This window comes from Mycobacterium sp. SA01, from assembly GCF_041287105.1.
Taxonomy (GTDB): Bacteria; Actinomycetota; Actinomycetes; order Mycobacteriales; family Mycobacteriaceae; genus Mycobacterium.
Genome location: NZ_JBGGNO010000019.1, coordinates 154,868 through 179,478, shown reverse-complemented (window position 1 = coordinate 179,478; position 24,611 = coordinate 154,868). Strand labels below are relative to the sequence as shown.

Here is a 24,611-nt window from a genome sequence, read left to right as displayed (position 1 = left end):
ACGTGCATCTCGAGGAATTGCAGTGGTTCGTGGTGCTGGCCGAAACCGAACACGCCACCGAGGCCGCGGCCGAACTGGGGGTCAGTCAACCCACGCTGTCGCGCGCCCTGAGCAGACTCGAGCAGAACGCGGGTGTCCCGCTGTTCGATCGAGTCGGGCGCCGACTCCACCTCAACGAATACGGCCGGATCATGCTCGAGCACGCCCGCCGCAGTCTCGCCGAAGTGCAGGCGGCTCTGGATCGCATTGCGGCCCTGCGCGATCCCGACACCGGCCGCGTACGGCTGGCTTTCCTGCATTCACTAGCCAATTGGTATGTGCCCGAACAGCTTCGGCAATTCCGGGAAACCGCGCCGAAGATCCAATTCGACCTGTTTCAGGGCGCCGCGCATGAGATCGCCCGCAGTATCCTCGACGGCGGGTCTGACATCGCCATCACCTCGCCACGGCCCGACCCGGCCGACTTCTCCTGGCACCGCCTCTACGTCGAGCGACTGTGCTTGGCAGTCCCCGTGGAGCACCGGCTCGCGGGGCGCAGCCGGGTCAGCCTGTCGGTGGCGGCCGATGAACCGTTCGTCGCGCTCGAGAAGCCATTCGGGTTGCGGCAGTTGACCGACGAGTTGTGGGTCGAGGCCGGCATCGACCCGCAAATCGTGTTCGAGGCCTCCGAGATCCCGACGATGGAAGGTCTGGTCGCGGCGGGGTTCGGCGTGGCGGTGGTGCCGGTACCGCGGGACGGCGCCGATGCGAGGGTGGTTCATGTGCCCCTGTCGAACAGCCGGGCCAAACGTGAGGTCGGCTTGGCCTGGGCGCGCAACCGTCCGCTGGCGCCACCCAGCCAGCGTTTTGTGGATTTCCTCGCCGACGGCTGAGCCCACGGGGCCCGCCCACCAGCCGTCATGCGCACGGTGCATGGTTAGGCATTGGTCTATGCATTGGACACATCATTAGCGTGTTCCTACCGTGCACTCAGTGACCATTGACCAATCCCAGGAACGCGCTTGGACTGGGCACGCCCGAGGATCGACTGCCTACACGCGACTACTGGCGGCGCTGTTCTGCGCGGGCGTGGCCACGTTCGCGCAGCTGTACTCGCCGCAGGCCGTCCTGCCCCTGATCTCCGCGGACCTGGGCGTCGGTGCTGCCCATGCCGCACTGATCATTTCGGCGTCCACCGTCGGTTTGGCGATCGGCGTGATCCCCTGGTCGGCGCTGGCCGACCGCATCGGCAGGGTCAGGGCCATTACGGTCTCGGTCTCCGGCGCCACCCTGGTGGGGATACTGGTGCCGTTTGCGCCCACGTTCGGGCTGCTGATGGCCGGCCGGTTCATTGAGGGACTGCTGGTCGGTGGGGTGCCGGCCATCGCGGTGGCCTACCTGACCGAGGAAGTCGACCGTGCGCACGCCGCTCGGGCGGCCGGCACCTTTGTGGCCGGAACGACGATCGGCGGTCTGCTCGGACGACTGGTGTCCAGCCCGGTGGCTGAGTTCGCCGGATGGCGCATCGGGGTCTTCACCGTCGCGGTGATCTGCGGGATGGCGGCGATGGGCTTCGTCAAACTGGCTCCCGAACCGCAGGGTTTCACCCCGGCGTCGCACCGCGGCGCCAACCCTGACGGCAGTCTCGCGCATCGGCTCGCCGTCAACCTGCGAACGCCGCGCCAGCTCGTCCTGTTCGCGCAGGGCTTTCTGTTGATGGGCGGTTTCGTGGCGCTCTACAACTTCCTCGGCTACCGCCTGACTGCCGCGCCGTTCGGACTGCCGGCGTCGGTGGTGAGTCTGGTGTTCCTGGCGTACCTGGCCGGAACGTGGGCGTCGTCGCGCGCCGGGGCCGAGGCGGCCCGCTTCGGACGCAGGCGGGTGTTGCTCGTCTCGGTCGTCATCATGATGGTGGGAGTCGCGATCACGTTGAGCGCCAACGTGATCGCGATCCTGATCGGGTTGGTGGTGGCGACGGCCGGGTTCTTCGGCGCGCATTCCACCGCCGCCGGATGGACCGGGCAGGCCGCACCCGCTGGGAAAGCCCAGGCGTCGTCGCTCTACAACCTCTTCTACTACGGCGGCTCCAGCGCGATCGGCTGGCTGGGCGGTGTCGCGTTCGATGAGCACGGGTGGACGGCGGTCGCCGTCACCATCCTGGTGCTGACCGGCGTCGCCGGATCGCTTGCGGCCCTGGTACTGCGGGAAGGCTAGGCGGCAGCGGGATCCCCCGGGTATCAACATGACTCTCGACAGCCAGGTTCCAGCTGTTGAACGCCATCGCGAGGCAGGTATACGTCCCGACGACAAGCGGGATCTCCACCAACTGCTTCTCATCGAAGTGCTCGGCCAGGTGTGTCCATGTGTCGTCTGAGATCCGATGGGAGTCCAGCATTTCGTCGGTAGCGGTGACGAGGTCACATTCGATCGCAGTCCAGGCCGGCGACATCGCGCCGTCGACGAAGGCGTCGATGTCGTCCTGATTGATGCCGTACTGAGTCGCAAGAAGCGCATGGTGTACCCACTCGTACACGGCTCCGGTGCGCCAGGCCACCCGCAACAACATCAGCTCTCGGTAGCGGTGTCCGATTGCCGGCTCTCGCAGCAACACATTGCCGTAAGCCGTGAACGGTCCCGCCAGCGCTGGGTGATGCAGCATCGTCGCGAGGACGTTCGGCGCCTCGCCCGACACCCGCATTTGATCGATGACTCCCGCTGGGAAAGCCTGCCGTAGTGCTTGCAGCGCATCGTCATCCCACTCGTCAACATGCAGCAACTTCAACCGGGGCGATCGTGTCATCCGCCGAATCTACGTTCCCACAGCAGTGGTTGTACAGTCGTACAGCATAGGGGTACGGTGCAGACCATGACGCTCACTCCCGAGACGCTGGGTACCGCGCCAGGCCGCGGTCGGTTGGTCGGCCGTCGCATCGTCGTCGTGGGTGCCGGCACTCGCGCCTGCGATGACGGCGATGCACCGATAGGGAACGGCCGCGCCATCGCTGTGCTGTGCGCTCGGGAGGGCGCGGACGTCGCCTGTGTCGACGTGGACCCGGATGCCGCCCAGCGCACATCGGACTTGTGCCGACACGAGGGTGTGACTGCGGAGCCCATCGTCGCTGATGTCCGCGATGCCGGCGACTGTGAGCGCGCGGTCTCGGAGGCCTGCGCGGACCTTGGCGGACTCGACGGCGTGGTCGCCAACGTCGGATTCGGTGCCGGGCAGGGGCTGGAGGGGACGACACCCGAGCTGTGGGATGACCTCTTCGCGTTGAACGTCCGGTCCCACTTCCTGATCGCCAGGGCGGCCATGCCCGTGTTGGACGACGGCGCCTCGATGGTGTTCATCGGGTCGGCAGCAAGCCTGCGGGCAGGCACCCGATTTCCCGCGTACGACGCATCCAAGGCAGCGCTGTTCGGGGTGTGCCGGCACGTTGCGCTGGAGGGCGCACCTCGGGGCATTCGCGCTAACCAGGTGATCCCCGGTCCTGTCGACACACCTCTCGGTCGGTATGGCAGCACGCACGTGAAATCACGTTCACAGATCCAGTTTCCGTTGGGCCGGCAGGCAACAGCGTGGGATATCGCCTACGCGACCGTATTCATGCTGAGCGGCGAAGCCAGCTACGTCACCGGCGAGTCACTCGTTGTGGCCGGTGGACTGGGTCAGATTCGCTGAGCGGCGGGATCTTATGACCAGCTACGACTACATTATCGCCGGCGCGGGTTCCGCGGGCTGTGTCCTGGCGAACCGGCTGTCGGCCAATCCTGCAATCACCGTCCTGTTGCTGGAAGCCGGCGGTAGCGATCGCAATCCACTGTTCGTGGTGCCCAAGGGATCGGGCAAGCTCTTCGAGAGCGACAAGCACATGTGGCACTACCAGACCACGCCTTTTGGCGTACACCCGCACAGCGAGCAGTGGATGCGCGGCAAGGTACTCGGCGGATCCAGCTCCATCAATGGCATGATCTACAACCGTGGCGGCCAGGCCGACTGGGACCAGCTCGAGCGGCTCGGTAACAAGGGTTGGGGCTGGGACGACATGCTCCCGATCTTTCGGGGCTTGGAGGACAACGAATTCGGTGCCTCCGTCACCCGTGGTAGCGGCGGACCGGTCCACGTCTCGATACCTCGTGATCCGGACCCGCTGTGCGACGAGATGATCGATGCCGGGGTGTCGGCGGGCTTGTCCCGCGTGCAGGACATCAACGAATCAGATGACGAACGCATCGGGTACGCCACGTCGACGATCAAGAGTGGGCGGCGGGTCAGTGCGGCCAGTGCCTTCCTGAAACCCGTGCTGCACCGCCCCAACCTGACGGTCCGTACCCACACCGAAGTGCAACGGGTCATCCTGGAGAACGGCAGGGCGGCCGGGGTGTTGATCTCGCACCGGGGCCGCACCGCCGCTGTGCACGCCGCGCGGGAGGTCATCCTCAGCATGGGCAGTTTGAACACGCCAAAGGTGCTGCAGCTGTCTGGAATCGGGCCGCGCGATGTCCTGCGTGCGGCGGGCGTCGATGTATATCTCGACCGAACGAATGTCGGTCGCAGGCTCCACGAACACCGGTGTGCCACCCTGCGGCTGCAGCTGAACGAGGACCTCGGTTACAACCGGCAACTGTCGAGCAGTGTGGCGCAAGCGATGACCGGGATCCGGTACTTGGCGACGCGCAAAGGTCCACTCGCCGCGCCCTCATTCGACATCGTCGCCTTCGTGAAGTCTCAACCGGGTGCAGAGCGGCCCGACGGGCAGCTGATGATGGGTCCGTGGACCATTCCGCCATACAACACCGGCGAACCGGTTGAGATCGAACGCCAAGCCGGTGTTTCCTGTCTTGGCATGGTGTTACGTCCGACGTCGGAGGGTTGGCTCGAGATCACGTCCGCCGATCCTGCTGCGGCACTGCGGATCAACCCGAACTACCTGCACACCGAGCACGACCGGGAGACGGCCGCCAATCTGTTGCGCACGATGCGAAGGATCTTCGAGCAATCGCCAATCGCACAACGCATCAGCCATGAGACCTACCCCGGACCGCGGGTGCGCTCCGATGACGAGCTGATCGATGCCGCCTTCGACGGCGGATATTGCGGCTACCACGCAGCGGGCAGCTGCGCGATGGGACCCATGGACGACGACGTCGTCGACGGCCAGCTCAGGGTACGGGGCATCGGCGGCCTGAGAGTTGTTGACTGCTCAGTTATTCCCACCATGGTGGCCGGTAACCTCAACGGTCCGATCATGGCGATGGCCTGGCGCGCAGCCGACTTCATCCTCAACGGTCGCTGAGGCGGCTGCATCACTCCAAAGCCGTGTCAGCCGATGACCGCGGGCATACTGTCCCAGCCGCGCACCGTAGAGGTTCGTGATCGGCGTGCGCCGGTCATGTCGATCTCCCACTCGGGCCACCGCTTGAGGACTTCCTCAAGCGCGACGCGACCCTCAAGACGGGCCAGGGGAGAACCCACGCAGAAGTGCGCACCGCGCCCGAATGTCAGATGGCCACCGGGCTTTCGGTGGATATCAAACGTGTCGGGGTCGTTGAAGTGCCGTTCGTCGCGGTTGGCAGAGGCCAGCATGAGCAGCAATGGCTTACCGGAGGGGATCACGCGTCCCTGGAAGGTGACGTCATCGGTGGTGACGTAGCGGGCGACATGCGGACCGGGCGGCTCGTAGCGCAGCAGTTCCTCGATCGCGGTCGGAATCAGGCTGTGGTCCTGCGCCAGCTCCTTGCGCTGGTCGGGATGTTCGGCCAGTACCTTGCCCATCCAGCCGAACAACCGCCCGGTGGTCTCGACCCCTGCACCGGCGACGACCGCCAGGAACACGATGAGCTCTTGCTTGGTGAGCTTGCGCGTGACTGCGTGTTCGTCCTCGAACTCGACGTTGAGCAGTTCGGTGATCAGGTCGTCGGAGGGGTTCTTCTCCCGCCATTCGACATACTCCCCGAACATTTCGCCGGTGAAGTAGCGGTCTTTCTTGATCGCCATCGGCTTGCCGGGTTCGTTGCGCAGCACCTGATTAGCGTGCTCGCGGACGGCGGGTTGCTCGGCGTCCGGGATACCCGCGAGCATGCCGATCGTTCGCATCGGCAGTTCGGCGCCAAGATCTTCCACGAAGTCGAAGTGAGTGCCGCCGACAAGCGGATCCAGGCACGCCACGCAGAAGGCACGGATCTTGTCCTCGATCGCTCGCATCTTCTTGGGTGTGAAAGCCCGGGACACGATCGCGCGGTGGATCGTGTGCAGCGGAGGATCCTCGTTGATGAAGATGCCCGGCGGCATCACCGGATCGGTCATGACGACCTCGAGGATGTCGCCCTTGGCTGAGCTCAGTCGCGCGGTGTCCTTCAGCGCTGCGTCCACGTCGGCGTAGCGGCTCACACCCCAGAAGTCGTGCCGCTCGTTGTAGTAGACCGGGCATTCGTCACGCAGCCGTCGATACGTGGGGTAGGGATCCAGGTCGATATCGAAGTCCCACGGGTCGTAATACAAATCGCTCAACGTCAGCTCCTCCGGGTCGATGCTGTACGACTGTATAGGAACGGTATACGCTCGTACAACATCCGCCCACGCAACCCGAGGGAGCGCAATGAGCAGTCGGTTCTCACTGGACGGCCGCGTCGCCGTCATCACCGGTGGGGGTACCGGGATCGGGCGGGGTGCCGCATTGGTCTTGGCCGAGCACGGTGCCGACGTCGTGCTGGCCGGCCGGCGGCTGGATCCGCTCGAGTCCACCGCCAAGGAAGTGATCGCGATGGGCCGGCGGGCAATGGCGATCTCCACGGACGTGACGACAGCTGATGCGTGCCGAGGACTGGTCGAGGCGACTGTCGCGGAATTCGGGCGGCTCGACATCCTCGTCAACTGTGCCGGCGGCGCGGAGACCAAGTCGATTCTCAAATGGCCGGATGACGACTTCGAGCACGTGCTGGCACTCAACTTCAGTGCGGTATGGCACTTGTCGAAGGCGGCAGCCAAACCGATGATGGCCCAGGGTAAGGGCGCGATCGTCAACATCTCGTCGGGCGCCAGCCTGCTCGCCATGCCTCAAGCGGCGCCTTACGGTGCGGCCAAGGCGGCGGTGAACAACCTGACCGGGTCGATGGCGGCCGCGTGGGCCAAGAAGGGTATTCGCGTCAACGCGATCGCTGTAGGCGCTGTTCGTGCGGCGACGTTGACCGACGACGCCGCACGATACGGCCTCGACCCCGAAGCCATCGCCTTGACCAATGGGCTTGGCCGCCTGGGGGAGCCCGACGAAATCGGTTATGGCGTCCTCTTCTTCGCCTCGGATGCCGCGAGTTTCTGCTCAGGCCAGACGCTGTACATGCATGGCGCGCCAGGGCCCGCGGGCGTATGAGGGCGCATCTTGTGTCGTGTCATGACTTCCGCTATACATTCGTACAGCACTGGATGAGGGAGTGAGCTGAGTGAACCGAACAGCAGTGGTGACCGGCGGGGGATCCGGATTGGGCCAGGCCATCAGTGCGCAGCTCGCCGCCGATGGCCATCGGGTGGCCGTGATGGACGTGAACACCGAAGCCGCGGAGAAGGTCGCCTCAGCGATCAAGGCGGCGGGCGGTGACGCCCTTGCCGTCGGGGTCGACGTGTCAGACGAGGCTGCGGTGGAAACCGCATTCGCGGCAGTTCGAGACTCCCACGGCCCCATCGAGATCCTGGTGACCAGCGCGGCGATCGCGGGCTTCACACGATTCGACAAGATCACCCTCGACGAGTGGAACCGCTACCTCGCGGTGAACCTGACCGGAACATTCCTGTGCATTCGAACCGTGTTGTCGGACATGGTCGCCGGCAAGTGGGGCCGCATCGTGACCATCTCGTCGGCCGCCGGACAGCAGGGCGCGCCGGCGCAGGGGCATTATTCGGCGACGAAGGGTGGCGTCATCGCCATGACCAAGACCGTGGCACTGGACTACGCCCGCAAAGGCATCACCGCCAACACCGTCCCCCCGTTCGTCATCGACTCCCCGATGCTTCGTCAACAGCAGGAGGAGGGCAAACTCCCCGCCACGGAGCTGCTCACCCGTGCGATCCCGGCCGGCCGGCTCGGCGTGGGCGAAGAAGTGGCAGCGGTGTGCTCCTTCCTGTGCTCGGAGGCGGCTGGATACGTCAACGGGCAAGTGATCGGCGTCAACGGTGGTGCGGTCGTCTGATCTCCCTCGGACTCGAAAACCGCTATTCAGCAATAATTTTGAGGAGGTACTGTGCGCGTTGACGGTGATCCACCCTTGGACCCCTTAGAGTCGGCCGAGGTCAGGAATGACACGCGCCTCATGGCTGTGATGGTGGATCAGGTGCTGGCGGGACGTGCCGCTCACGGCCATCCTCGGGTGCGGTGACGTGACTGCCCAGCGATACCACTTCGATCGCCACGCCGCCGACTATCGGGACCGCTTCCTCGACGTCACGCACGAGATGCATCAGCGGTGCCCGATTGCGTGGACTGACACCTACGACGGCCACTGGGTGGCCGCCGGCAGCCGGGAGGTGTTCGAACTCGCCCGGTGTCCGCACGTATCCAATGATCACGACGTCCACAACGAACGCCGAGGATATAAGGGCATTTCCATCCCGTTGATGGTCGAGGCGGAGGGTTTCCGCGGCGGCATGCTGGAGATGGACGACCCCGAACACCGCTACTACCGCACCGCGCTGAACCCCTACCTGTCGCCGGCCGCGGTCAAGCGATGGGAGCCGTTCATCGACGAGGTCGTGCGGGCGTGCCTCGACGAGCACATCGAATCGGGCACGATCGACTTCGTCGACGACCTCGCCAACGTGGTGCCGGCCGTGCTGACTCTGGCAATGCTCGGTGTGCGGCTGGAGAAGTGGACGCTGTACAACGAGCCCGCGCATGCGTCGGTGTACACCCCGCCCGATTCGCCGGACGCTGCGCGGGTGCGGGAGTTGTACATGGCCATGGGCGTCGACCTGTTCACCAATCTCGCCGACATTCGCGAGCACCCCCGCCCCGGCATCATCGACGCCTTGGCGAAGCTGCGGATCGACGGCCAAGCGCCGCCCGACATCGAGCTGTTGGGCATGTTGAACCTGTTGATCGGCGGAGGCTTCGACACGACGACTGCGCTGACCGCTCACGCGTTGGAATGGTTGTCGGACCATCCCGATGAGCGCGACCGGCTCAGTAGGGAACGCACAGCGCTACTCAATCCCGCGACCGAGGAATTTTTGCGGTACTTCACGCCGGCACCAGGTGATGCTCGCACGATTGCCGAAGACATGGACCTTGCCGGCACGACGCTGCGGGAGGGGCAGCGGCTGTGGTTGTCCTGGGCGATGGCCAACCGGGATCCAGCGGTCTTCGGCGAACCTGACGAGGTGATCCTGGACCGGAAAGGCAATCGGCACTTCAGTTTCGGGCTCGGGGTGCACCGGTGCATCGGGTCGAACGTGGCGCGCACGGTGTTCAAGGCAATGCTCACCGCCGTGTTGGACCGAATGCCGGACTACCGGTGCACGGCGGAGGGCACCGTGCACTACGACAGCATCGGGGTGATCCAGGGGATGCGTCACCTGCCCGCGACGTTCACTCCTGGCAAGCGGATCGGCCCTGGCGTTGGCGAAACCGTGGACCGGCTTCAACTCATCTGCGAGGAACAAGGGTTGGCCCGGCCGATCACCGAACTGAAGGAAGCGGCGAGAATCGATGTCTGACAACAGCCCGATTGCGGTGGTCACGGGGGCAAGCCGGGGTGCCGGGGCGGGCATTGCCCGTGCGCTGGGCAGCCACGGCTGCACCGTGTACGTCACGGGGCGTTCCCGTGACGGGGGAGCCTCGACCCAGAAGGGCACCATCGACGAGACCGCCGCTCGGGTAACCGAGGCCGGTGGCACCGGAATCGCCGTCGCCGTCGATCACGGTGATGACACCCAGGTGGAGGCGCTGTTCGGCCAGATTCGCCGAGACCACGGTCGAGTCGACATTCTGGTCAACAACGCCGCGATCATCCGCGACGAAATGATGGGGCGTACCAAATTCTGGGATGAGCCCATCAATGTGATCGACACCCTCGACGTCGGATTGCGCAGCAGTTACGTCGCAACCGTCTATGCGGCGCCGTTGATGATCCCGCAGGGCAAGGGGTTGGTGGCGTTCTCGTCCTCTTCGGGCGCCGTCCACTATGCATTCGGTCCGGCCTATGGCGTGCCCAAGGCAGGCACCGACAAGATGGCCGCCGATATGGCGGTCGACTTCCGCGAATTCGGCGTTGCTGCAGTGTCGATCTGGATGGGATCGCTGCTCACCGATCGGGTGCGAAAGATCATCGCACGCAACCCGGAGAAGTTCGGCCACATCCTCGACAGCGCCGAGACGCCCGAGCTGACCGGCCATGTCATCTGGGCGCTGTACAACGATCCGGACTTGATGGGAGTCAGTGGCCGAACGTTGATCGGCGCGGAGTTGGCCGCCCTGTACGGCATCTGCGACGAAGACGGCCGGCAGCCCCCGTCGTACCGCGACATGTTCGACGTCCACCCTCACCAACAGTGCGCACACGTGATGCGGTAGTGCGGGCCCGTCGAAAAATGAGGAGGGGCAGTGCAACTGGACTTTGATGACGACATCGAGTCTTTTCGCGCCGAGTTCGCGGCCTTTCTGGCCCAACATCTGCCGGACGAAGCTGTAGCCGCCTCCGAACGCCCGTGCTCCAGCGCCGATGTTCCGCCCTGGGCGCGTGAGTGGCAACGTCTCTTGTTCGACAACGGCTGGCTGCAGCCCGGCTATCCTCCCGGCTTCGGTGGTCGCAACGCGTCTGTGGTGGAGCAGTACGTGTACTTCCAGGAGCTGTCGCGGCGGCGCATCTACCAGACTTTCAATCCGCAGGGCGTCGGAATCATCGCCGCCTCATTGATCGAGCACGGCACTCCCGACCAACACCGACGCTGGGCCATTCCCATTCTGCGGGCCGAAATCGTTGCCGCACTGGGTATGAGCGAGCCGGAGGCCGGATCTGATCTCGCGTCGCTGCGCACCAGGGCGGTCCGCGATGGAGCTCACTTCGTTGTCAACGGCCAGAAGGTATGGACCTCGGGAGCCCACGACGCCGACGTCTTGTTCACCTTGGTGCGCACCGATCCTTCGGCTCCGAAGCACAAAGGAATCAGCGTGCTGATGATTCCCACCGATACCTCCGGTGTCACGCGGCGCCCCTTCGCATCAGCGTGTGGACGTGACGACGTCGACTTCAACGAGGTGTTCTTCTCCGATGCGCGGGTACCTGCTGACAATCTCGTGGGTGGCCTGAACGAGGGTTGGATGGTGGCCAATTCGTCGTTGGGACACGAACGAACACTGCTGTGGCTCAGCTACGCCGATCGATTACAGGAGTTCGTCGACGATTGGAGACCCCGGGGGCCGGTTGACCGGGACTCGTACGCCACGCTTGTCATGGACCTGTGGTCGCTTCGGCTTCTCGGATCGGCGGAACTTGCCCGTGCCGCCCGCGGGGCGGCCGATCCATCGTCGATGTCAGTACTCAAATTGCTTGGCTCCGAGTCCATTCAGACGGCAGCGGAGGCTGCGCTGACAACAGCCGGCAGCGCCGGCTTGTGCGACCCTGGCCAAACAAGCGCGTTCTCGCCCTACCACCTAGAGGCCTACACAAGTAGCTGGTTTACCCGCTACCTCCGCAGCTTCGGGGCCACCATCGCCGGCGGTACCTCGGAGATCCAACGCAACGTCATCGCCCAACGGATCCTCGGCCTGCCGCGGTCCTGATAACTCTACAGACGAGGTCGAGATGTCGAAACGCATGATCTTCACCCTGTTGGTGATGGATTCCATCGGGCACAACTTCCATGGCATCTGGCGTCACCCCCAGGCCCGCAATCGCGAATTCAAGAACTTCGACCTCTGGGTGGACCTTGCGAAGCGCGCAGAGCAAGCCAAGATCGACGCCTTCTTCTTCACCGACGTGATCGGCGTCCAGGGCGAGTACAACGGATCGCGTGACGTGATCTTCGAGATGGCGATGAACGTGCCGATCGGGGACTGCACGATGCTCATCCCCGCCATGGCGCACCAGACGACTGACATCGGTTTCCTGTACACCAGTTCGGTCATCCAACATCACCCCTTCGTGTTCGCCCGCGCCGCATCGACACTCGATCACCTCAGTAATGGGCGCATCGGATGGAACATTGTCACGTCGGCGAACGAACAGGCATTTCGCAACCTTGGCCTACCCGGCAACCTCTCTCACGACGAGCGCTATGCCTGGGCCGAGGAGTACGTCGACGTCACGTACAAGCTTTGGGAGGGATCGTGGGACGTCGATGCGGTCGTCAACGACGCCGTCGCCGGCCGGTACGCCGACCCCACCAAAGTGCATGACATCGACCACCGCGGCAAGCGGTACAGCGTCGAGGGCTTCAACCTCATGGAGCCGTCTCCGCAGCGCACACCCGTGCTGGCGCAGGCCGGAGGCTCCCCGGCCGGTCTCGAATTCGCCAGCAGCCATGCCGAACTCATGTTCTTGTCGGCGATGTCGTTGGAAACCATTGCACAGCAGATCGATACCGTGCGCGGACTGGCCCGGGAGCGGGGCCGGCGCGACGGCGACATCAAGTTCTTGCAGGGCATGATGTTCATCACCGGGTCCACTGATGAAGAGGCCTATCGCAAATGGGGCGAGCTGGAGGAGTTCCGCAGCCAGGAAGCGCAGACGGCGTACTTCTCCAGCCTGAGCGGGATGGATCTCGGCCGCTACGAGCCGTCCACGCCACTCGAGGACATCATCGACGAGATCCCCGGGATCCGCGGTGCGTTCCTGTCGATGATCAACGCTTGGCCGGAGGGGGTGAAGCCGACGGTCAAGGATTTCCTGACGTCACTGTCATTGCCCCAAATGGTCGTTGGCTCACCCGAAACCATCGCCGACCGACTTGTCGAGTACCAGGCGGTTGGGGTCGACGGGGTCCAGATCATGAACGCGATGATGCCGCAGAGCTATGACGAGTTCTTTGAACACGTGGTGCCTGTTCTGCAGGCGCGGGGCCTGATGCAAAGCGAGTACCGGTCCGGCACGCTCAGGGAGAAGCTCTTTGGTGGCCGACCCGACATCAGTGATCGCCATCCGGCGTACGGATATCGCGGGATTTTCACGGCCCAGTGAGTGCCTAGCGACCCGTCGCGGGTTTGCGGGCGGCGGACTTTCGCTTCGGCTTCGATGTCGCGCGCGGCTCGACCGAATCAATGTATCGCTCAAAGGCATCGGTCACCTCGGCGTGCGCGGAGTTGACCCCTATGCCCTTTTCGAGGTTCAGGAACTTCGGCAGGCCGGACATCAAGAGCTGCAGAGCCGGCAGTGACAGGTCGCCGATGGGTTTCGCGTTCTTGCCGAATTTGGTGACGAGGGCGTCCAGTTGCAATTTCCGGACCGTTTCAGTGACGGCGGCGATCTCGGTTCGGATCGACTTGCGGTGATTGCCCAGCGCCATGAACTCGGTGATCATCGCACCGGTCGCTTCGTCCCAGCTGTACTCCCACACCGCCCGCAGTGGGTCATCTGTCCGGTGTTGCATCAAGTCGGTGAGGTGGGCGATGCCACGCTCGGAGTATCGCCGGATCGCGGCGATGAAGATGTCGTCCAATGTGGGGAAGTAGTACTGGACCAGGCTGGGCGTGACACCCGCCTTTGCAGCCAGTGCCCGGTATGTGACGCTGGCATAGCCTTCTTCCAGCATCATTTTCTCGACGCAATCGAGCAGCGCGTCCCTGGTCTTGGACGTAGCGGCGCCTACCCGCCGCGGCGATGTCGCCATGTCTCCCCACTCCGTCGGTCACCAGTATTCTGACACGACGCGTGCTATACGATCGTATAGTGTTGATGACAACGCCCAACGTGAGGAGAGGCATGACTACGACGAATGCCGAAATAGACACTCTGCGCAGGGACGTCCGCTACCTCATGGATCGCACCGAGATCCTGGACTGCATTTCTCGGCACGCCCGTGGCTGCGACCGGCACGACATCGATCTGATCACGTCTGCCTACCATGCCGACGGCGTGGACGAACATGGCCACGCGGTCAATGCCGGTCCCGAGTACGGCAAGTGGGCCAATGCGACCCACGCCGAGACATCTCAGGTGCACACCCACAACATCACCACCCACACCTGTGAAATAGACGGCGATACCGCACACGCGGACAGTTACGCGATCGTCGTTCTGATCAGTTCGGACGGCAAGACGGCACAATTCATCACTGGCCGCTACATCGACCGCTTGGAGCGGCGAGACGGCCAGTGGCGCATCGCCGTTCGCCGCTCCACGGTCGAGGGAATGTTCATTGCGGACGCACGAGTCCTGCAATCCTCGTTCTTCACCGAGAAGGGCTACCTTGTCGGTACGCGGGACCGGTCAGATCTGTCCTATGACCGCCCCCTGTCGATCGATACGCCTGCTCCTGCCCGCTGGTACCTGACGTCGCCTCAGTAGTCCCACACCGCGGGCACACACCGGAACACATCACCGGCGGTCGCCACATGGCAGACCGAGGGGAACGGGAGATGAGTGGCCACCAGTGCCTCGCCGGTCGCCGCGACCTCGCGCAGCAGGTTCACCCGCACGCGGGCGGCCTCCTCCGGATCGTGCTCAAAGCCGTTCTGCCACTGCGGATTGTCGAAGCCGGGCGCGAACACCGCGTCGCCGGCGAATGTCAGCCGTTCGCCGCGGGACTCCAGCCGAACGACGCTGTGCCCGGGCGTGTGGCCGCCGGTGCGGGTGACGAGCACGCCCGGCGCCACCTCATGCTCCGTCTCGAACGGCCGGAGTTGCCCGCGGTAGTCGTTCAGGAACCGGGTGGCGGTCCGGCGCAGCACATCCGGGATCGGTTGCGGCATGACGGTGTGGGTGAAGTCGGGCTTCTCCCAGAACTCTGCCTCCCGGCTGGCCACATGCACCTGCAGGTCTGGGCGAAGCCGCGCCTTGAGACCCTCGGTGAGCAACCCGCCGATGTGGTCCATGTGCAGGTGGGTGAGCACGACATCGGTCACCGCAGCCGGGTCGATGCCGGCGGCTTCGAGGCGCGCAACCGTCTGCCCGGCCCGCGGAAAGTCTGGGAACTCCACCCCGAGACCGGCATCGACGAGAATCGTTCGGCCTCCGGTACGCACCACCACGACGTTGAGCGGCCAGTCGACGACATCGCGCGGCAGGAACTGATCGTCCAGCCAACCCGCCAGCTCGGCCGGGGGCGTCGTGGTCGCCAACGTCGACGCGGTGATCGGCAACACCCCGTCGCTGATCACCAGCACCTCGATATCACCGACCGGCACCGCGTAGCGCGACGGAACGAGCTCGTCGGCTCGGGAAATGTTGGCCACACTCATGTTTGTTCTCCTGACCGGTTCGGGAATTGCCCTTCGACTGCCCAGAACGCGTGGTCATTCGCAAAGTCATCCCGGCAGCGCAGCTGTAATGCGAAGGTAGAGCCGATGCGTCGAGGAATGTTCGGTGTGCCGCTGCTGGCCACAACGGTGCTGATGGGCCTGATCGGTGCGCCCACGGCGGCGGCCGGCGACAATGACTGCGCGCTGCTGCTGCCCGCGGCGGACCAACTGGAAGCGGTGTTCAACGAGATCGCACCGACAGGGACACCGCCGTGGGTCGCCGCTCAGGTTCGGGCGCCGCTGAGCCCGCTGCACAATCTGAGCAGTCCGCCCGGGATCGATCTGCGGATCCGGTCCAACATGGTGGCGTCGCAGATCGACAACGGCGACCCGTACCGCCCGGCGACACCGGAGCGACTCGCCGGCGATCTCGCCAAGGCCAGGGCCTTGCTCGTCGCAGTCCGTGACTGGTGTGCGCCCTGACGTCGCGTGCGCGACGAGCACTCTTGTCCTTGTTGCGAGCCGACCCGAGGATAATCGGGAACGACGCGATGGACGGAGGTGACACGGCAGGTGAGTTCCTTGCCCGACGCGGCGACGCTGGAGACAGTGCTCGACGTCGCTGCCCGCGCCCCGTCCCTGCGCAACCTGCAGCCGTGGCGCTGGCAGGTCGACGGCGAGGCCGTGCACCTGTATGCGGACTGGGGTCGGCGGGCCGGTGACGCCCCGGCGGACCGGCGCGACGTCCTCCTCGGCTGCGGGGCGGTTCTCGACCACTGCGTCGTCGCGATGGCGGCTGCGGGCTGGCACCCGAGTGTCCGGCGGTTCCCCGACCGTGCAGACACCAGCCATCTGGCGATCCTGGAAGTGGTCGAGCAGCCGCCTCAGGGTGGGTGGCGCGAGCTGGCCTCGGCGATACCGCGGCGCCGCGCCGACCGCCGTCCATACGGCACTCGACCGATAGCGCCCGGCACGCTCGAGTTGCTGTACATCCGGGCCAGGCGGCTGGATGTGGATGTGCGGGTTGTCCCGACGTCGCGGTGGACTCGACTAGAGGACGGCGCCGTCGAGCTTCACTACCCAACGGGCGCCGGCGAGTGGTCCGAGGAATCACCCGATGGCGCAGTGCTGCTGGTTCTGGGCACTCGCAGCGATGGTGACGACATGCGGTTGCGAGCCGGGGAAGCGCTCAGCCTCGTGACGCTGACGGCCACCGCGATGGGTTTCGCGAGCTGCCCGCTGACCGAGCCGTTGAACGACACCAAAAGCCGACTTGCGCTGGCATGCGAGGTGTTCGACGGAGCAACGTATCCGCAAGCCCTGATCCGTGTCGGACACCCGTTGGACGATGCCGAGCCGCTGCCCCCGACCGACCGTCGCGCGGCCCGCGATATCACCGTGTGGACCAATCGATAGCCCTCAGTTACCGAACACACCCCAGCGCTTGATCTGGACGCGCTCGGCGTCGGGCCAAATCGCCTTGGCGGCAGGTGAATTGCAGAAATAGTCCTCAGCTTGTCGAATGCTCATGTCGACCGCGTGCAGGCCGTCTTCCTGATGCGCGCGGCAGTTGACGGTCAACGCCTTGTTGGTGGCCGGGTCGGCTTCCAGCACTTCGATGGTCAACACCACGACGAGGGTGTACCCGGCACCGGTCGGCAGATAGAAGGTCAGGTCCCGACTGGCCGGGCCGCCGCCATTGCTGACGACATAGCCGTCGCCGCTGGGATACACGGCCTGTCCGACCATCTGGGTGCGCTCGTAATGCCGACTGTCGTCGTGGGCACGCCACACCGCGAACCGCGTGTTCGGATTGGCGCCGTTGAGCAGATTCCGCGAGATCGGGATGATCAGTTCCTCACGCCCGTCGCCGTCGATGTCCTGCAGCCCGACGCCGCCCGGGGTGGACGGCTCCAGGAGTTCGTCGATCGTCTGCACCACCGCGCCCGACCGATCCGTCACGGTGACCTTGACCGCCCCGGGCTTCGGCAATTCGGGCACCCGCCAGTAGTTCACGGCGAAGTCGAGATCGCCGGAGTGCAAGGCGCAGTCGACTTGCGGCGAGGTACCCGACGGTGTGATCACCGGGTTCGACTGCGGGCAGGGCGGCAGCGCGGTGTCCGCGGCCGCGTGCGGACACGTTACGCCGGCCGTCGCGACCGTCAGCGACGCCAGCAGCGCCGACAAGCGCCTGAACGCGTGCCGACTGTGGGTGTTATGCACCGGTTTCGGGCAAATCCCGTGCATAACACCCACACTCACGGACGCGGTGCCGGTTTGGCCGGGGCCGGGGCGGGGGCAGCGGGAACGGGCGGTGCTGGGGGAGCGGGCGCAGCACCGGGAAGCTGCTGCTCCTCGGGTGCCTTGGTGCCGGTCTTCGGGCCGATATCGGTGACCTGCCAGCCGTTTCCGACCTTGTTCACGGTGACCCGCAGCAGGATGATCGACACCTTCGGCGTCGGGTTCTGCAGATTGCGGGTCGTTTGATGGGCGGACACCACCACTTCGTAGGACCCGTCCGGGGTGAGGACCGGGTCGGTGGCCAGCACTTCGCCGGTGGAGCTGACCTGTGCCTGCAGCATCACCGCCTTGAGTAAGTCGGTGGCGTTGACGTACTTGTCCTTGAGTTGTTGTGACACACCGTCTTCGACGGAGCGGAAGAACGCGTCCGGGTCTTCGAAGCTGTAGGTGAGCGACTTCATCGCGTAGTCGCGGGCCAGCTGTGCGGCGGCCTCACGGTCGGCCTGAGCTTGACGTGCCTGGGCGAGTTGGCCGTTCACCTCGCGGTACTTGACGACGCCGAACGCGCCGCCGCCGACGAGCAGCACCGCCAAGACGATCGCCACCCAGAAGCTGCGGGCCCGCCGCGGGCCGGGCGTAACCTGGTCCACCGCGGCGGTCTCGCTCACCGCGTCGTCGACCTTGTCGTCCTCGCCGACAGGTGAATCGGTCATGTCAGAGCTGTCCTCGCTGTCGGTCATTGATGCCACTCAGGTACGTTGAGCTGCACCCGAACGCCGCCGGTGTCGTTGAACGTCGATTCCCAGAAGTCCAGCCAGTGCCCGGCGTCGATCTTGATGTCGTGTAATGGTGCCATCGCGGGCTGCAGGATGGTGGCGAACGTACCCAGCGGGCCGGCCAGCATGTCGAGCCATTCGCCGAACTTGGCGACCAGGATCCCCGCCGGGTCCTGCGGGCCGATCACGCCGATGCCGGTGTGCGACAGGATCTCGATCTGATGGACCAGCTGCAAAAAGGCGGGCACCGACTTCGGCAGCATCTTGCCTGTCTCGCTGATGATTTCGCCGGCATGGATGTCACCCAGGTTGGTGGTGAACGTCGACACATTGCTGAACAACGTGTTCAACAGTTCCTTGTCGTCGCGGATCACCTTGGCGGTCAGACCGGCAGTGACGGCCAGCGAGTCGATCGTCTCGTCGTTGCCCTTGAACGCCGCGGACATGTCGTTGATGATGCCGTGGATCTGGTCGAGGTTCAGCGCCGTGAACAGAACATTGGCCCGGGTGAGCAGGTCGCTGGCGGTCACGATCGGCGCCACCCGGTCTGGCGGGATCACGGCGCCGTCGGCGAAGTAGGGCGGCGCGATCAACGTCGGCCGGAAGTCGATGTACTGTTCGCCGGCCGCCGACAGGTTCTCCACGCTGATCGCGCTGTCGGCCGGAACCTGGTACTTGCGGTCGACGTCCATCGAAACGGCAAGTCCGGTTGCGGTGGTCTGAATGCCGGTCACCCGACCGACCTTGATGCCGCGCATCGTCACTTCCGAGGTGGGCATCAAACCACCGGAAGAGTTGAGCAGCAACGTCAGTCGCGTGACCTGTTTGGTCGGCCCCATGTCGAGCACGCCGAACGACATGTAGGCCGCGCCGGCCAGGGTCATCACCACCAGGATCACCAGGGTGGTGCGCGCACTGAACTTCATGGCACCAGCCCCATCGTCTGCATGGCTTCGACAGCCTGGTTCGCCTTGTCTGCGGGATCGACCCCTTCGTGCCCGGTGGGCGCGTGGAGTTCGGTGATGGTGTACTTCGGACCGCCGTCGCGGAACCACCCGAGCAGCTTGTAGCGCAGCAGCGCCACGAACTTGTCGGCGATCACCGGGATCGTGGTGTCCGCGGTGGCCATCGTATGGATCATCGGCGTGATGTAGGACAGGATCTGCATCAGGTCGCCGGCGATGGGGTTGATCAGATCGCCGCCGAGCTTGCCGACGTCCTTGCTGGCGCCCACGACATTCAGGATGGCCATCGTGACCGCCGACAGTCCGTGGAGTTTCGCCGGGCCTTCGGTCACCAGCCGGTTGAACACCTGGGTGTTGGCCGCGAATCCGGAGGTGATGTTCTCCATGCCGTCGAGCATCTGGTCGATGGTGTCCTGATTGGTGGCCAGGTCGTTGAGCACCCCGGCGACCGTGTGCTGCATGCGGGTCAGCTCGTGCGGATCTTGCGGGAACGCTTTGTTGACGTTGACCACGGTGGTCTGCAGGGTGCCGATCGCGCCACCGGCGACGAGGTTCGACATCGAGCGCAGCAGATCCTCGACGTTGTCGGCCGGTGAGGTGTTGCCCAGCGGAATGGTGTCACCGTCACGCAGCACCGGCCCGGACTTGTCTTCCGGCGGTAGTAGGGCGATGTAGATGTCGCCGAGCGGGGTGGCCTGACGCAGTTCGGCACGGGTCGCGACGGGAAGCTTGGTGTCACCGGCGATTTCGACAGTCGTGACCGCGGTGGTGCCCTGGAGTCGGACGCTGTCGAGCACGCCGATTTGAACGCCACCGGAGTCCACCTTGGCCCGGGCCGGCAGATTGAGCACGCTGGCGAACTCGATGTTGATGTCGTAGGAGTGCCGCGGGCTGTAGGCGCCCGGGACCGGCAGCCGGGTCGGATCCAGTGAACAGGCCGCGGTGAGTCCGATGGTGACGGTGAACAACAGTGCGCTGACCGCGCGCATCGGGCGTCGGGTCATGGCAGCGCCGCTCCCAGAACGAGATTGGTCAGGCCGAGCGTCACCGGGTCGGTGGGGGTGCCCGACGCGCACGCCGCCGCGGCGCCGGGGATGTTGCGTTCGGTGAGTCCTTGGCAAATCGCGCCGGCCTGCGTCGGGGCGATCGACACTTGCGGCGGGATGTAGGTGACGTTGTGGGTGCCCCATGCCGGTTCGTAGATGTCGGCGAGCCAGTTGCTGAACTGCGGCCAGGAGTTGATCATCGCGGTGATCGCCGGGATGTGCCGGTTCAACAGATCACGCAGCCCACCGAACCGCTTGTCGAACTTGTCGTAGAACCGTGGGCCGAACCGGTTGAGCGCCTCGATCAGCGTCGGCAGCAGGTGGGACACGTTGGCCATCGCGGCACCAAAGTTGTCCGACAGGCCTTCCATCAATTGGGTGGTGACCGGCAGGGTTTGAATCACCGAGGCGAAGCTGTCCCAGTTCTTGAGGAAGTCGGAGCTGAGGATCTCGCCGTTCTCGAACAGCTGGCGGTAGTCGGCGTCGGCCTTGTACGGGTCGGCGAGCATGGTGCGCAGGTTGCGCATCGTCTTGTTGATCCCGGGCCCGGTGCCCTGGAGGGAATTGCTTGCCGCGCTGAGACTGTCATTGATCGCCTGCACGCCGGGCGCCGTGGACGGATCCTGGCCCGGTTGGGATCCCAGGATCGCATCGGTGAGACTGCCGATGGCGGAGAACGTTTCGCTGACGCTGATCGGCGTCTTGGTGGACTTGAGTTTGATGCAGCCCGGCCCGGTGAACTTGGGGCCGCCGGTGTAGGGCTTGGTCAGCTCGACGTGGCGATCCGTGACGATGGATTGCGAGTAGGTGACCGCGCCGACATCGGCAGGCAGGACCAGGTCCGCGGGCACGGTGAAGTCCACTTCGACATGGTCGGGTTTGTTGACGATCGCGGTCGTGGAGCCGATCTCGATACCCAGCAGCGCGACCTTGTTGCCGGGGTAGAGGCCGACCGCGTCGGTGAATTCGGCGCACATCGCCCGGGTCGGGTTGATCTTCGGCGCCAGTACTGTGATGCTGACCGCCACCGCGACGGCCAGCACGGTGAGGATCACCACGGCTACGGCGATCCCACGACGTGACCGCAGTCGCGCGCCGACGCTCGATGCTTTCGTCATGTCAGCAGGTCTTCATGATGTTGGGTAGGCAGAGGTCCTGACCGGGGACCAGCCGGTTGTGCTGATCGAAGGTGACACCATTGCCGCTGAGCATGGGCCCGATGATGTTGAGTGTCTGGCCGAGACCGTCCAGGGCCATGCCCCAGCGTTCCGGGTGGGCCGCCAGCGTGTCGCTGATGTCTTCGATTCCCTCGGCGATGGGCATGACGTCTTTGCCGTACCACATCGTCAGCCGGTCGAGGACGCGGGTCAATTCCTTGATCAGAGCGAAGAATTCGACGATGTCGACGGCCTTGGACGTGTACATCTTGCCGAGGATGTCGAACTGCTCGAACAGCGTGATGAGCTGGGCGCGCCCGGCCGTCATGGCTCGCAGCCCGTCGTTGACGAAGTCGAGGCCGCGATGAAAGTCGGTGGTGGATCTGCTCATCGATTCGGTCAACCGGTCGGCGGACTGCAGCAGGTTGCGCACGGCGTCGGGGTAGCGGTTGGCCGCGTTGGCGACTTCGGCGAAGGTGTCGTGGATGACCTGGCCGTCGACCTCTTTCACCACCGGGGTGGCGGCCTGGATGATGTCGTTGACCTCGAACGGCAGGGTGACGCGCTGCGGCGGAATGCCGTTGCGGCCCAATGGAGCTGTTCCCTTGGGGTCCAGCGCGACGTAGTGGCCGCCGAGCGGGGTCAGTAGCTTGATGTTGAGGGTGGAGTCCGAGCCGACCTTCACCGAGTTCTGCACGTCGAACTTCATCTCGACCAAGGCGCCGTCGAGTCGGACGCTGCTGACTTTGCCGACCGCGATGCCGGCCACCCGCACCTGGTCGCCGGCGCGCAGCCCCGCGGAGTTGGGCATGTGTGCGGTGTAGCCCGCCTCGTCGGCCGGATTCAGGTAGGCCATCGCGGTGCCGGCGAGCGCGGCGATGATGACGACGACGCCGATGATCCCGTTGCGGCGGTTGCGGTTGGCGGTGGCACGCTCGTCGCGTGCGCCTTGGCGTCCACCGATTGTGGCGCGCAAGGTGGTGAGGTGCTTGTCGAGTTGCATTACTTGCACACCACCAGGTTCTGCTGCGCGAAGGAGACCTCGCCGATCCCCGGGAGCGTGACCTCGCCGCGGGAGCAGGAGAACGTCGGGGTGGCCGGCTGTTCGTCGACCAGCCAGTCCCGCATGCCCTGGATCAACGATGGCGCGAGTGAGAGGCCCGCGATGATGGTCGGGGTCTGTGGCCACATCCGGCTGCTCAGGTCGTAGAGCGGGCCGGTCGTGCCGTCGAAGGTGCGCTCGAAGTACTGCATGACGTGGGTGGTGTTCCGCAGGACCGGCAGCCCGCTGTCCAGCGACTGGCGGAATTCCTCTGCCTTGGAGCCGAATTGAGCGAGCACCACATTGAGCTGGGCGATCAGCTGGAACAGCTGTCCGGACTTGCCACCCAGATCTTGGGAGATCGCGCTGAGATTACGGATCATCGTGGTGATGACGAGCTGGCGGTCCACCGCCAGGGTGGAGATTTCGTCGAGGTCGTGGAGGAACGGGCCGATGCCCGATTCGTCACCCTGAATGAGCCGCAGCAGGTTCTCGCCCAGCAGGTTGAACTGGGCAGGGTCGAGGGTTTGGAAGATCGGCTGAAATCCGTTGAACAGCTTGGCCACGTCGAATGACGGGATGGTCTGCCCGATGGGAATGGTGCCCCCGTCCGGCAGCCGGTTGTCGGGCTTGGCCGGCTGCACGAGCTCCACGTAGCGCTGCCCGATCAGGGTTTGATACCGCACCGCGGCCACGGTGTTGGTGTAGAGCGGATGGTCGGCCTGGGCGGTGAAATCGACCTTGGCCACCCGCCCGTCGAGCCGGATGGTCTGCACCTTGCCGACTTGAACCCCGGATATGCGGACGTCGTCACCGACGTAAAGGCCCGACACATCGGAGAACGTGGCGGCGTACCCGGACAACGCTCCGGTGACCGGACTGCGCAGGGCCGTCAGCACGATGAGCGTGCACACCACCGCGACCGCCGTGAACACCGTCAGCCAGAACACCGACTTGGTAACGCTTCTCACCGGCCACCGCCGTGCGGGGGCGCCGGGGCGGGGGCCTCGGCGGGCAAGGCGGCGGCCAGCCCGGGCATGGTGTCCAGGGTCAGTTCGAGATTCAACCGGACCTTGCCGTTGATGATCGGAAACGCCGTGCTGGTGCGGTCCAGCAGACCGGAGATCCGGTCGTAGGCCGGCGACATGCTCCCGTACATGTACGCGTAGGGCACAAAGACGCTCATGATGCCGCCGAACAGCGGGACGAGCCACGAGATGTGCTTGGCGAAGATCCCGTCCGTGGTGAAGAGCAGCTTCGCCAGCTGGTCCATGATCAGATTCATCCGGTCCACGCCGTCCGGGTGCGCCAGGAATTCCATCCCGTTGAGCAGGTCGTAGGCCAGGCTGACCAGCGGAACGGCGTCACTGACCCCGTTGACCACCGAGGCGAGCACCGAAAGCGATTGTGAGACCGGCACTTTCTGCGAGTCGGTGACCATCTTGATCAGGTCGAAGTAGGACCGGGTGACCGGCTCGGTGAGGTCGGCGTGCTTCCGCACGATCGCGATGATGTGGTCGATGTCGGGCGAGTCCATGATCCGGCCGAACTTCTGACCCTGGCGCAGCAGCCCGGTGATGGACGCCGAGCGCACAGTGGTGTCGACCGTCAGCGTCTGGTTGGACCCCAGCCGCGGGCCGGTGCCACTGCTGACCAACTCGACGGCGGCCAGGCCAAAGGTGTTGGACGAGGTGAAGTTCGCGGTGGTGTCGGCCGCCAAGGCTGCTGCCTGGCGCGGCTCGAGTTCGAGGGTGATCGTCTGCTTGTTGAAACCGGCCGACTGCAACGTCTTCACCGACCCGATGGTCAGGCCGCGGAATTTCACTTCCGCACCCGGGGTCAGGCCTTCGCCGAGTTTGTCGGCCATCACCGTCAGCTTGAATGTGTCGGCGTAGCCGCCGGTTCCGAGGTGATAGAGGACAGTGCCCGCGACGAGCAACACGATCGCGGCGATGAGGCCGCGGATGCGCAGCGCGCGCGACGTGGGCCTGCGCCCGCCCTGGTCGGCAGATGCGAACATGC

General features: G+C 64.9%; 25 protein-coding genes. 13 read left to right on the top strand and 12 right to left on the bottom strand.

The window, feature by feature from the left end; genetic code table 11:
- The first annotated feature begins 2 nt into the window (after positions 1–2).
- Together AB4879_RS16815 and AB4879_RS16810 are read left to right on the top strand one after the other, a co-directional pair.
- On the top strand, positions 3–872 hold the full coding sequence (locus tag AB4879_RS16815; RefSeq protein ID WP_370508498.1) for a LysR family transcriptional regulator: 870 nt from the start codon (positions 3–5) through the stop codon (positions 870–872).
- 100 nt (positions 873–972) lie between these two features.
- On the top strand, positions 973–2,193 hold the full coding sequence (locus AB4879_RS16810; RefSeq protein ID WP_370508497.1) for an MFS transporter: 1,221 nt from the start codon (positions 973–975) through the stop codon (positions 2,191–2,193).
- On the opposite strand, the gene AB4879_RS16805 is transcribed toward AB4879_RS16810, so the two are convergent.
- Positions 2,129–2,779, bottom strand: coding sequence for a carboxymuconolactone decarboxylase family protein (locus AB4879_RS16805; protein ID WP_370508496.1), 651 nt, complete (start codon positions 2,777–2,779; stop codon positions 2,129–2,131). The genes AB4879_RS16810 and AB4879_RS16805 overlap by 65 nt on opposite strands.
- Positions 2,780–2,845: 66 nt before the next feature.
- Between AB4879_RS16805 and AB4879_RS16800 the strand changes: the two genes are divergently transcribed.
- Positions 2,846–3,658: an SDR family NAD(P)-dependent oxidoreductase gene (locus tag AB4879_RS16800; RefSeq protein ID WP_370508495.1), complete on the top strand. Its 813-nt coding sequence runs from the start codon at positions 2,846–2,848 to the stop codon at positions 3,656–3,658.
- Between the two features lie 13 nt (positions 3,659–3,671).
- Entirely contained in the window at positions 3,672–5,273 is a 1,602-nt protein-coding gene (locus AB4879_RS16795; RefSeq protein WP_370508494.1) for a GMC family oxidoreductase, read from the top strand.
- Between the two features lie 26 nt (positions 5,274–5,299).
- Here AB4879_RS16795 and AB4879_RS16790 read toward each other — a convergent pair whose 3' ends face one another.
- Positions 5,300–6,487: a cytochrome P450 gene (locus AB4879_RS16790; RefSeq protein WP_370508493.1), complete on the bottom strand. Its 1,188-nt coding sequence runs from the start codon at positions 6,485–6,487 to the stop codon at positions 5,300–5,302.
- A gap of 88 nt (positions 6,488–6,575) precedes the next feature.
- Between AB4879_RS16790 and AB4879_RS16785 the strand changes: the two genes are divergently transcribed.
- The 6 genes from AB4879_RS16785 to AB4879_RS16760 all read left to right on the top strand — a co-directional run bounded on the left by AB4879_RS16785 (position 6,576) and on the right by AB4879_RS16760 (position 13,143).
- Complete coding sequence (locus AB4879_RS16785; RefSeq protein WP_370508492.1) at positions 6,576–7,346, top strand: SDR family NAD(P)-dependent oxidoreductase; 771 nt, start codon at positions 6,576–6,578, stop codon at positions 7,344–7,346.
- A gap of 70 nt (positions 7,347–7,416) precedes the next feature.
- Entirely contained in the window at positions 7,417–8,160 is a 744-nt protein-coding gene (locus tag AB4879_RS16780) for an SDR family NAD(P)-dependent oxidoreductase (RefSeq protein ID WP_370508491.1), read from the top strand.
- A 154-nt stretch (positions 8,161–8,314) separates the two neighbouring features.
- On the top strand, positions 8,315–9,682 hold the full coding sequence (locus AB4879_RS16775; RefSeq protein ID WP_370508490.1) for a cytochrome P450: 1,368 nt from the start codon (positions 8,315–8,317) through the stop codon (positions 9,680–9,682).
- Positions 9,675–10,538 (top strand): SDR family NAD(P)-dependent oxidoreductase, encoded by an 864-nt coding sequence (locus AB4879_RS16770; protein ID WP_370508489.1) that lies wholly within the window; start codon positions 9,675–9,677, stop codon positions 10,536–10,538. The genes AB4879_RS16775 and AB4879_RS16770 overlap by 8 nt, the downstream gene beginning before the upstream one ends.
- 30 nt (positions 10,539–10,568) lie before the next feature.
- Positions 10,569–11,747 carry an acyl-CoA dehydrogenase family protein gene (locus tag AB4879_RS16765; protein ID WP_370508488.1) on the top strand — a complete coding sequence of 393 codons (1,179 nt, stop codon included), beginning with the start codon at positions 10,569–10,571 and terminating at the stop codon, positions 11,745–11,747.
- A gap of 22 nt (positions 11,748–11,769) precedes the next feature.
- Positions 11,770–13,143, top strand: coding sequence for an LLM class flavin-dependent oxidoreductase (locus AB4879_RS16760; protein ID WP_370508487.1), 1,374 nt, complete (start codon positions 11,770–11,772; stop codon positions 13,141–13,143).
- Positions 13,144–13,147: 4 nt separating this feature from the next.
- Here AB4879_RS16760 and AB4879_RS16755 read toward each other — a convergent pair whose 3' ends face one another.
- Entirely contained in the window at positions 13,148–13,792 is a 645-nt protein-coding gene (locus AB4879_RS16755) for a TetR/AcrR family transcriptional regulator (protein ID WP_370508486.1), read from the bottom strand.
- A 92-nt stretch (positions 13,793–13,884) separates the two neighbouring features.
- Between AB4879_RS16755 and AB4879_RS16750 the strand changes: the two genes are divergently transcribed.
- A complete protein-coding gene (locus AB4879_RS16750; protein ID WP_370508485.1) occupies positions 13,885–14,469 on the top strand; it encodes a nuclear transport factor 2 family protein in 585 nt (194 codons plus the stop codon).
- Here AB4879_RS16750 and AB4879_RS16745 read toward each other — a convergent pair.
- Positions 14,463–15,362 carry an MBL fold metallo-hydrolase gene (locus tag AB4879_RS16745; RefSeq protein WP_370508484.1) on the bottom strand — a complete coding sequence of 300 codons (900 nt, stop codon included), beginning with the start codon at positions 15,360–15,362 and terminating at the stop codon, positions 14,463–14,465. The two genes, AB4879_RS16750 and AB4879_RS16745, sit on opposite strands and share 7 nt — an antisense overlap.
- A 105-nt stretch (positions 15,363–15,467) precedes the next feature.
- On the opposite strand from AB4879_RS16745, the gene AB4879_RS16740 reads away from it, so the two are divergent.
- Positions 15,468–15,845 (top strand): hypothetical protein, encoded by a 378-nt coding sequence (locus AB4879_RS16740; protein WP_370508483.1) that lies wholly within the window; start codon positions 15,468–15,470, stop codon positions 15,843–15,845.
- A gap of 90 nt (positions 15,846–15,935) precedes the next feature.
- Positions 15,936–16,778: a nitroreductase gene (locus AB4879_RS16735; protein WP_370508482.1), complete on the top strand. Its 843-nt coding sequence runs from the start codon at positions 15,936–15,938 to the stop codon at positions 16,776–16,778.
- A 3-nt stretch (positions 16,779–16,781) separates the two neighbouring features.
- Here AB4879_RS16735 and AB4879_RS16730 read toward each other — a convergent pair whose 3' ends face one another.
- From AB4879_RS16730 to AB4879_RS16695, 8 genes are read right to left on the bottom strand one after another with little or no spacing between them, the layout of a single operon-like run.
- Entirely contained in the window at positions 16,782–17,609 is an 828-nt protein-coding gene (locus AB4879_RS16730) for a hypothetical protein (RefSeq protein ID WP_370508481.1), read from the bottom strand.
- Positions 17,610–17,620: 11 nt separating this feature from the next.
- Positions 17,621–18,343, bottom strand: coding sequence for a hypothetical protein (locus tag AB4879_RS16725; RefSeq protein ID WP_370508830.1), 723 nt, complete (start codon positions 18,341–18,343; stop codon positions 17,621–17,623).
- A complete protein-coding gene (locus AB4879_RS16720; protein ID WP_370508480.1) occupies positions 18,340–19,305 on the bottom strand; it encodes an MlaD family protein in 966 nt (321 codons plus the stop codon). The genes AB4879_RS16725 and AB4879_RS16720 overlap by 4 nt, the downstream gene beginning before the upstream one ends.
- Positions 19,302–20,348 carry an MlaD family protein gene (locus AB4879_RS16715; RefSeq protein ID WP_370508479.1) on the bottom strand — a complete coding sequence of 349 codons (1,047 nt, stop codon included), beginning with the start codon at positions 20,346–20,348 and terminating at the stop codon, positions 19,302–19,304. Before AB4879_RS16715 ends, AB4879_RS16720 begins: the two co-directional genes overlap by 4 nt.
- Positions 20,345–21,508 carry an MlaD family protein gene (locus AB4879_RS16710; protein WP_370508478.1) on the bottom strand — a complete coding sequence of 388 codons (1,164 nt, stop codon included), beginning with the start codon at positions 21,506–21,508 and terminating at the stop codon, positions 20,345–20,347. Before AB4879_RS16710 ends, AB4879_RS16715 begins: the two co-directional genes overlap by 4 nt.
- Before the next feature lies 1 nt (position 21,509).
- Positions 21,510–22,550: an MlaD family protein gene (locus AB4879_RS16705; RefSeq protein ID WP_370508477.1), complete on the bottom strand. Its 1,041-nt coding sequence runs from the start codon at positions 22,548–22,550 to the stop codon at positions 21,510–21,512.
- Entirely contained in the window at positions 22,550–23,560 is a 1,011-nt protein-coding gene (locus AB4879_RS16700) for an MlaD family protein (protein WP_370508476.1), read from the bottom strand. Before AB4879_RS16700 ends, AB4879_RS16705 begins: the two co-directional genes overlap by 1 nt.
- Entirely contained in the window at positions 23,557–24,609 is a 1,053-nt protein-coding gene (locus AB4879_RS16695) for an MlaD family protein (RefSeq protein ID WP_370508475.1), read from the bottom strand. Before AB4879_RS16695 ends, AB4879_RS16700 begins: the two co-directional genes overlap by 4 nt.
- Between the last annotated feature and the right edge of the window lie 2 nt (positions 24,610–24,611).

Excerpts from the sequence above, each read along its gene's own strand:
- AB4879_RS16795 (WP_370508494.1), top strand. The coding sequence starts at position 3,672 with ATGACCAGCTACGACTACATTATCGCCGGCGCGGGTTCCGCGGGCTGT.
- AB4879_RS16750 (WP_370508485.1), top strand. The coding sequence starts at position 13,885 with ATGACTACGACGAATGCCGAAATAGACACTCTGCGCAGGGACGTCCGC.
- AB4879_RS16715 (WP_370508479.1), bottom strand. The coding sequence starts at position 20,348 with ATGACCCGACGCCCGATGCGCGCGGTCAGCGCACTGTTGTTCACCGTC.
- AB4879_RS16730 (WP_370508481.1), bottom strand. The coding sequence starts at position 17,609 with ATGCACGGGATTTGCCCGAAACCGGTGCATAACACCCACAGTCGGCAC.
- AB4879_RS16710 (WP_370508478.1), bottom strand. The coding sequence starts at position 21,508 with ATGACGAAAGCATCGAGCGTCGGCGCGCGACTGCGGTCACGTCGTGGG.
- AB4879_RS16695 (WP_370508475.1), bottom strand. The coding sequence starts at position 24,609 with ATGTTCGCATCTGCCGACCAGGGCGGGCGCAGGCCCACGTCGCGCGCG.
- AB4879_RS16745 (WP_370508484.1), bottom strand. The coding sequence starts at position 15,362 with ATGAGTGTGGCCAACATTTCCCGAGCCGACGAGCTCGTTCCGTCGCGC.
- AB4879_RS16770 (WP_370508489.1), top strand. The coding sequence starts at position 9,675 with ATGTCTGACAACAGCCCGATTGCGGTGGTCACGGGGGCAAGCCGGGGT.
- AB4879_RS16705 (WP_370508477.1), bottom strand. The coding sequence starts at position 22,550 with ATGCAACTCGACAAGCACCTCACCACCTTGCGCGCCACAATCGGTGGA.
- AB4879_RS16785 (WP_370508492.1), top strand. The coding sequence starts at position 6,576 with ATGAGCAGTCGGTTCTCACTGGACGGCCGCGTCGCCGTCATCACCGGT.
- AB4879_RS16805 (WP_370508496.1), bottom strand. The coding sequence starts at position 2,779 with ATGACACGATCGCCCCGGTTGAAGTTGCTGCATGTTGACGAGTGGGAT.
- AB4879_RS16720 (WP_370508480.1), bottom strand. The coding sequence starts at position 19,305 with ATGAAGTTCAGTGCGCGCACCACCCTGGTGATCCTGGTGGTGATGACC.
- AB4879_RS16800 (WP_370508495.1), top strand. The coding sequence starts at position 2,846 with ATGACGCTCACTCCCGAGACGCTGGGTACCGCGCCAGGCCGCGGTCGG.
- AB4879_RS16740 (WP_370508483.1), top strand. The coding sequence starts at position 15,468 with ATGCGTCGAGGAATGTTCGGTGTGCCGCTGCTGGCCACAACGGTGCTG.
- AB4879_RS16725 (WP_370508830.1), bottom strand. The coding sequence starts at position 18,343 with ATGACCGACAGCGAGGACAGCTCTGACATGACCGATTCACCTGTCGGC.
- AB4879_RS16755 (WP_370508486.1), bottom strand. The coding sequence starts at position 13,792 with ATGGCGACATCGCCGCGGCGGGTAGGCGCCGCTACGTCCAAGACCAGG.
- AB4879_RS16760 (WP_370508487.1), top strand. The coding sequence starts at position 11,770 with ATGTCGAAACGCATGATCTTCACCCTGTTGGTGATGGATTCCATCGGG.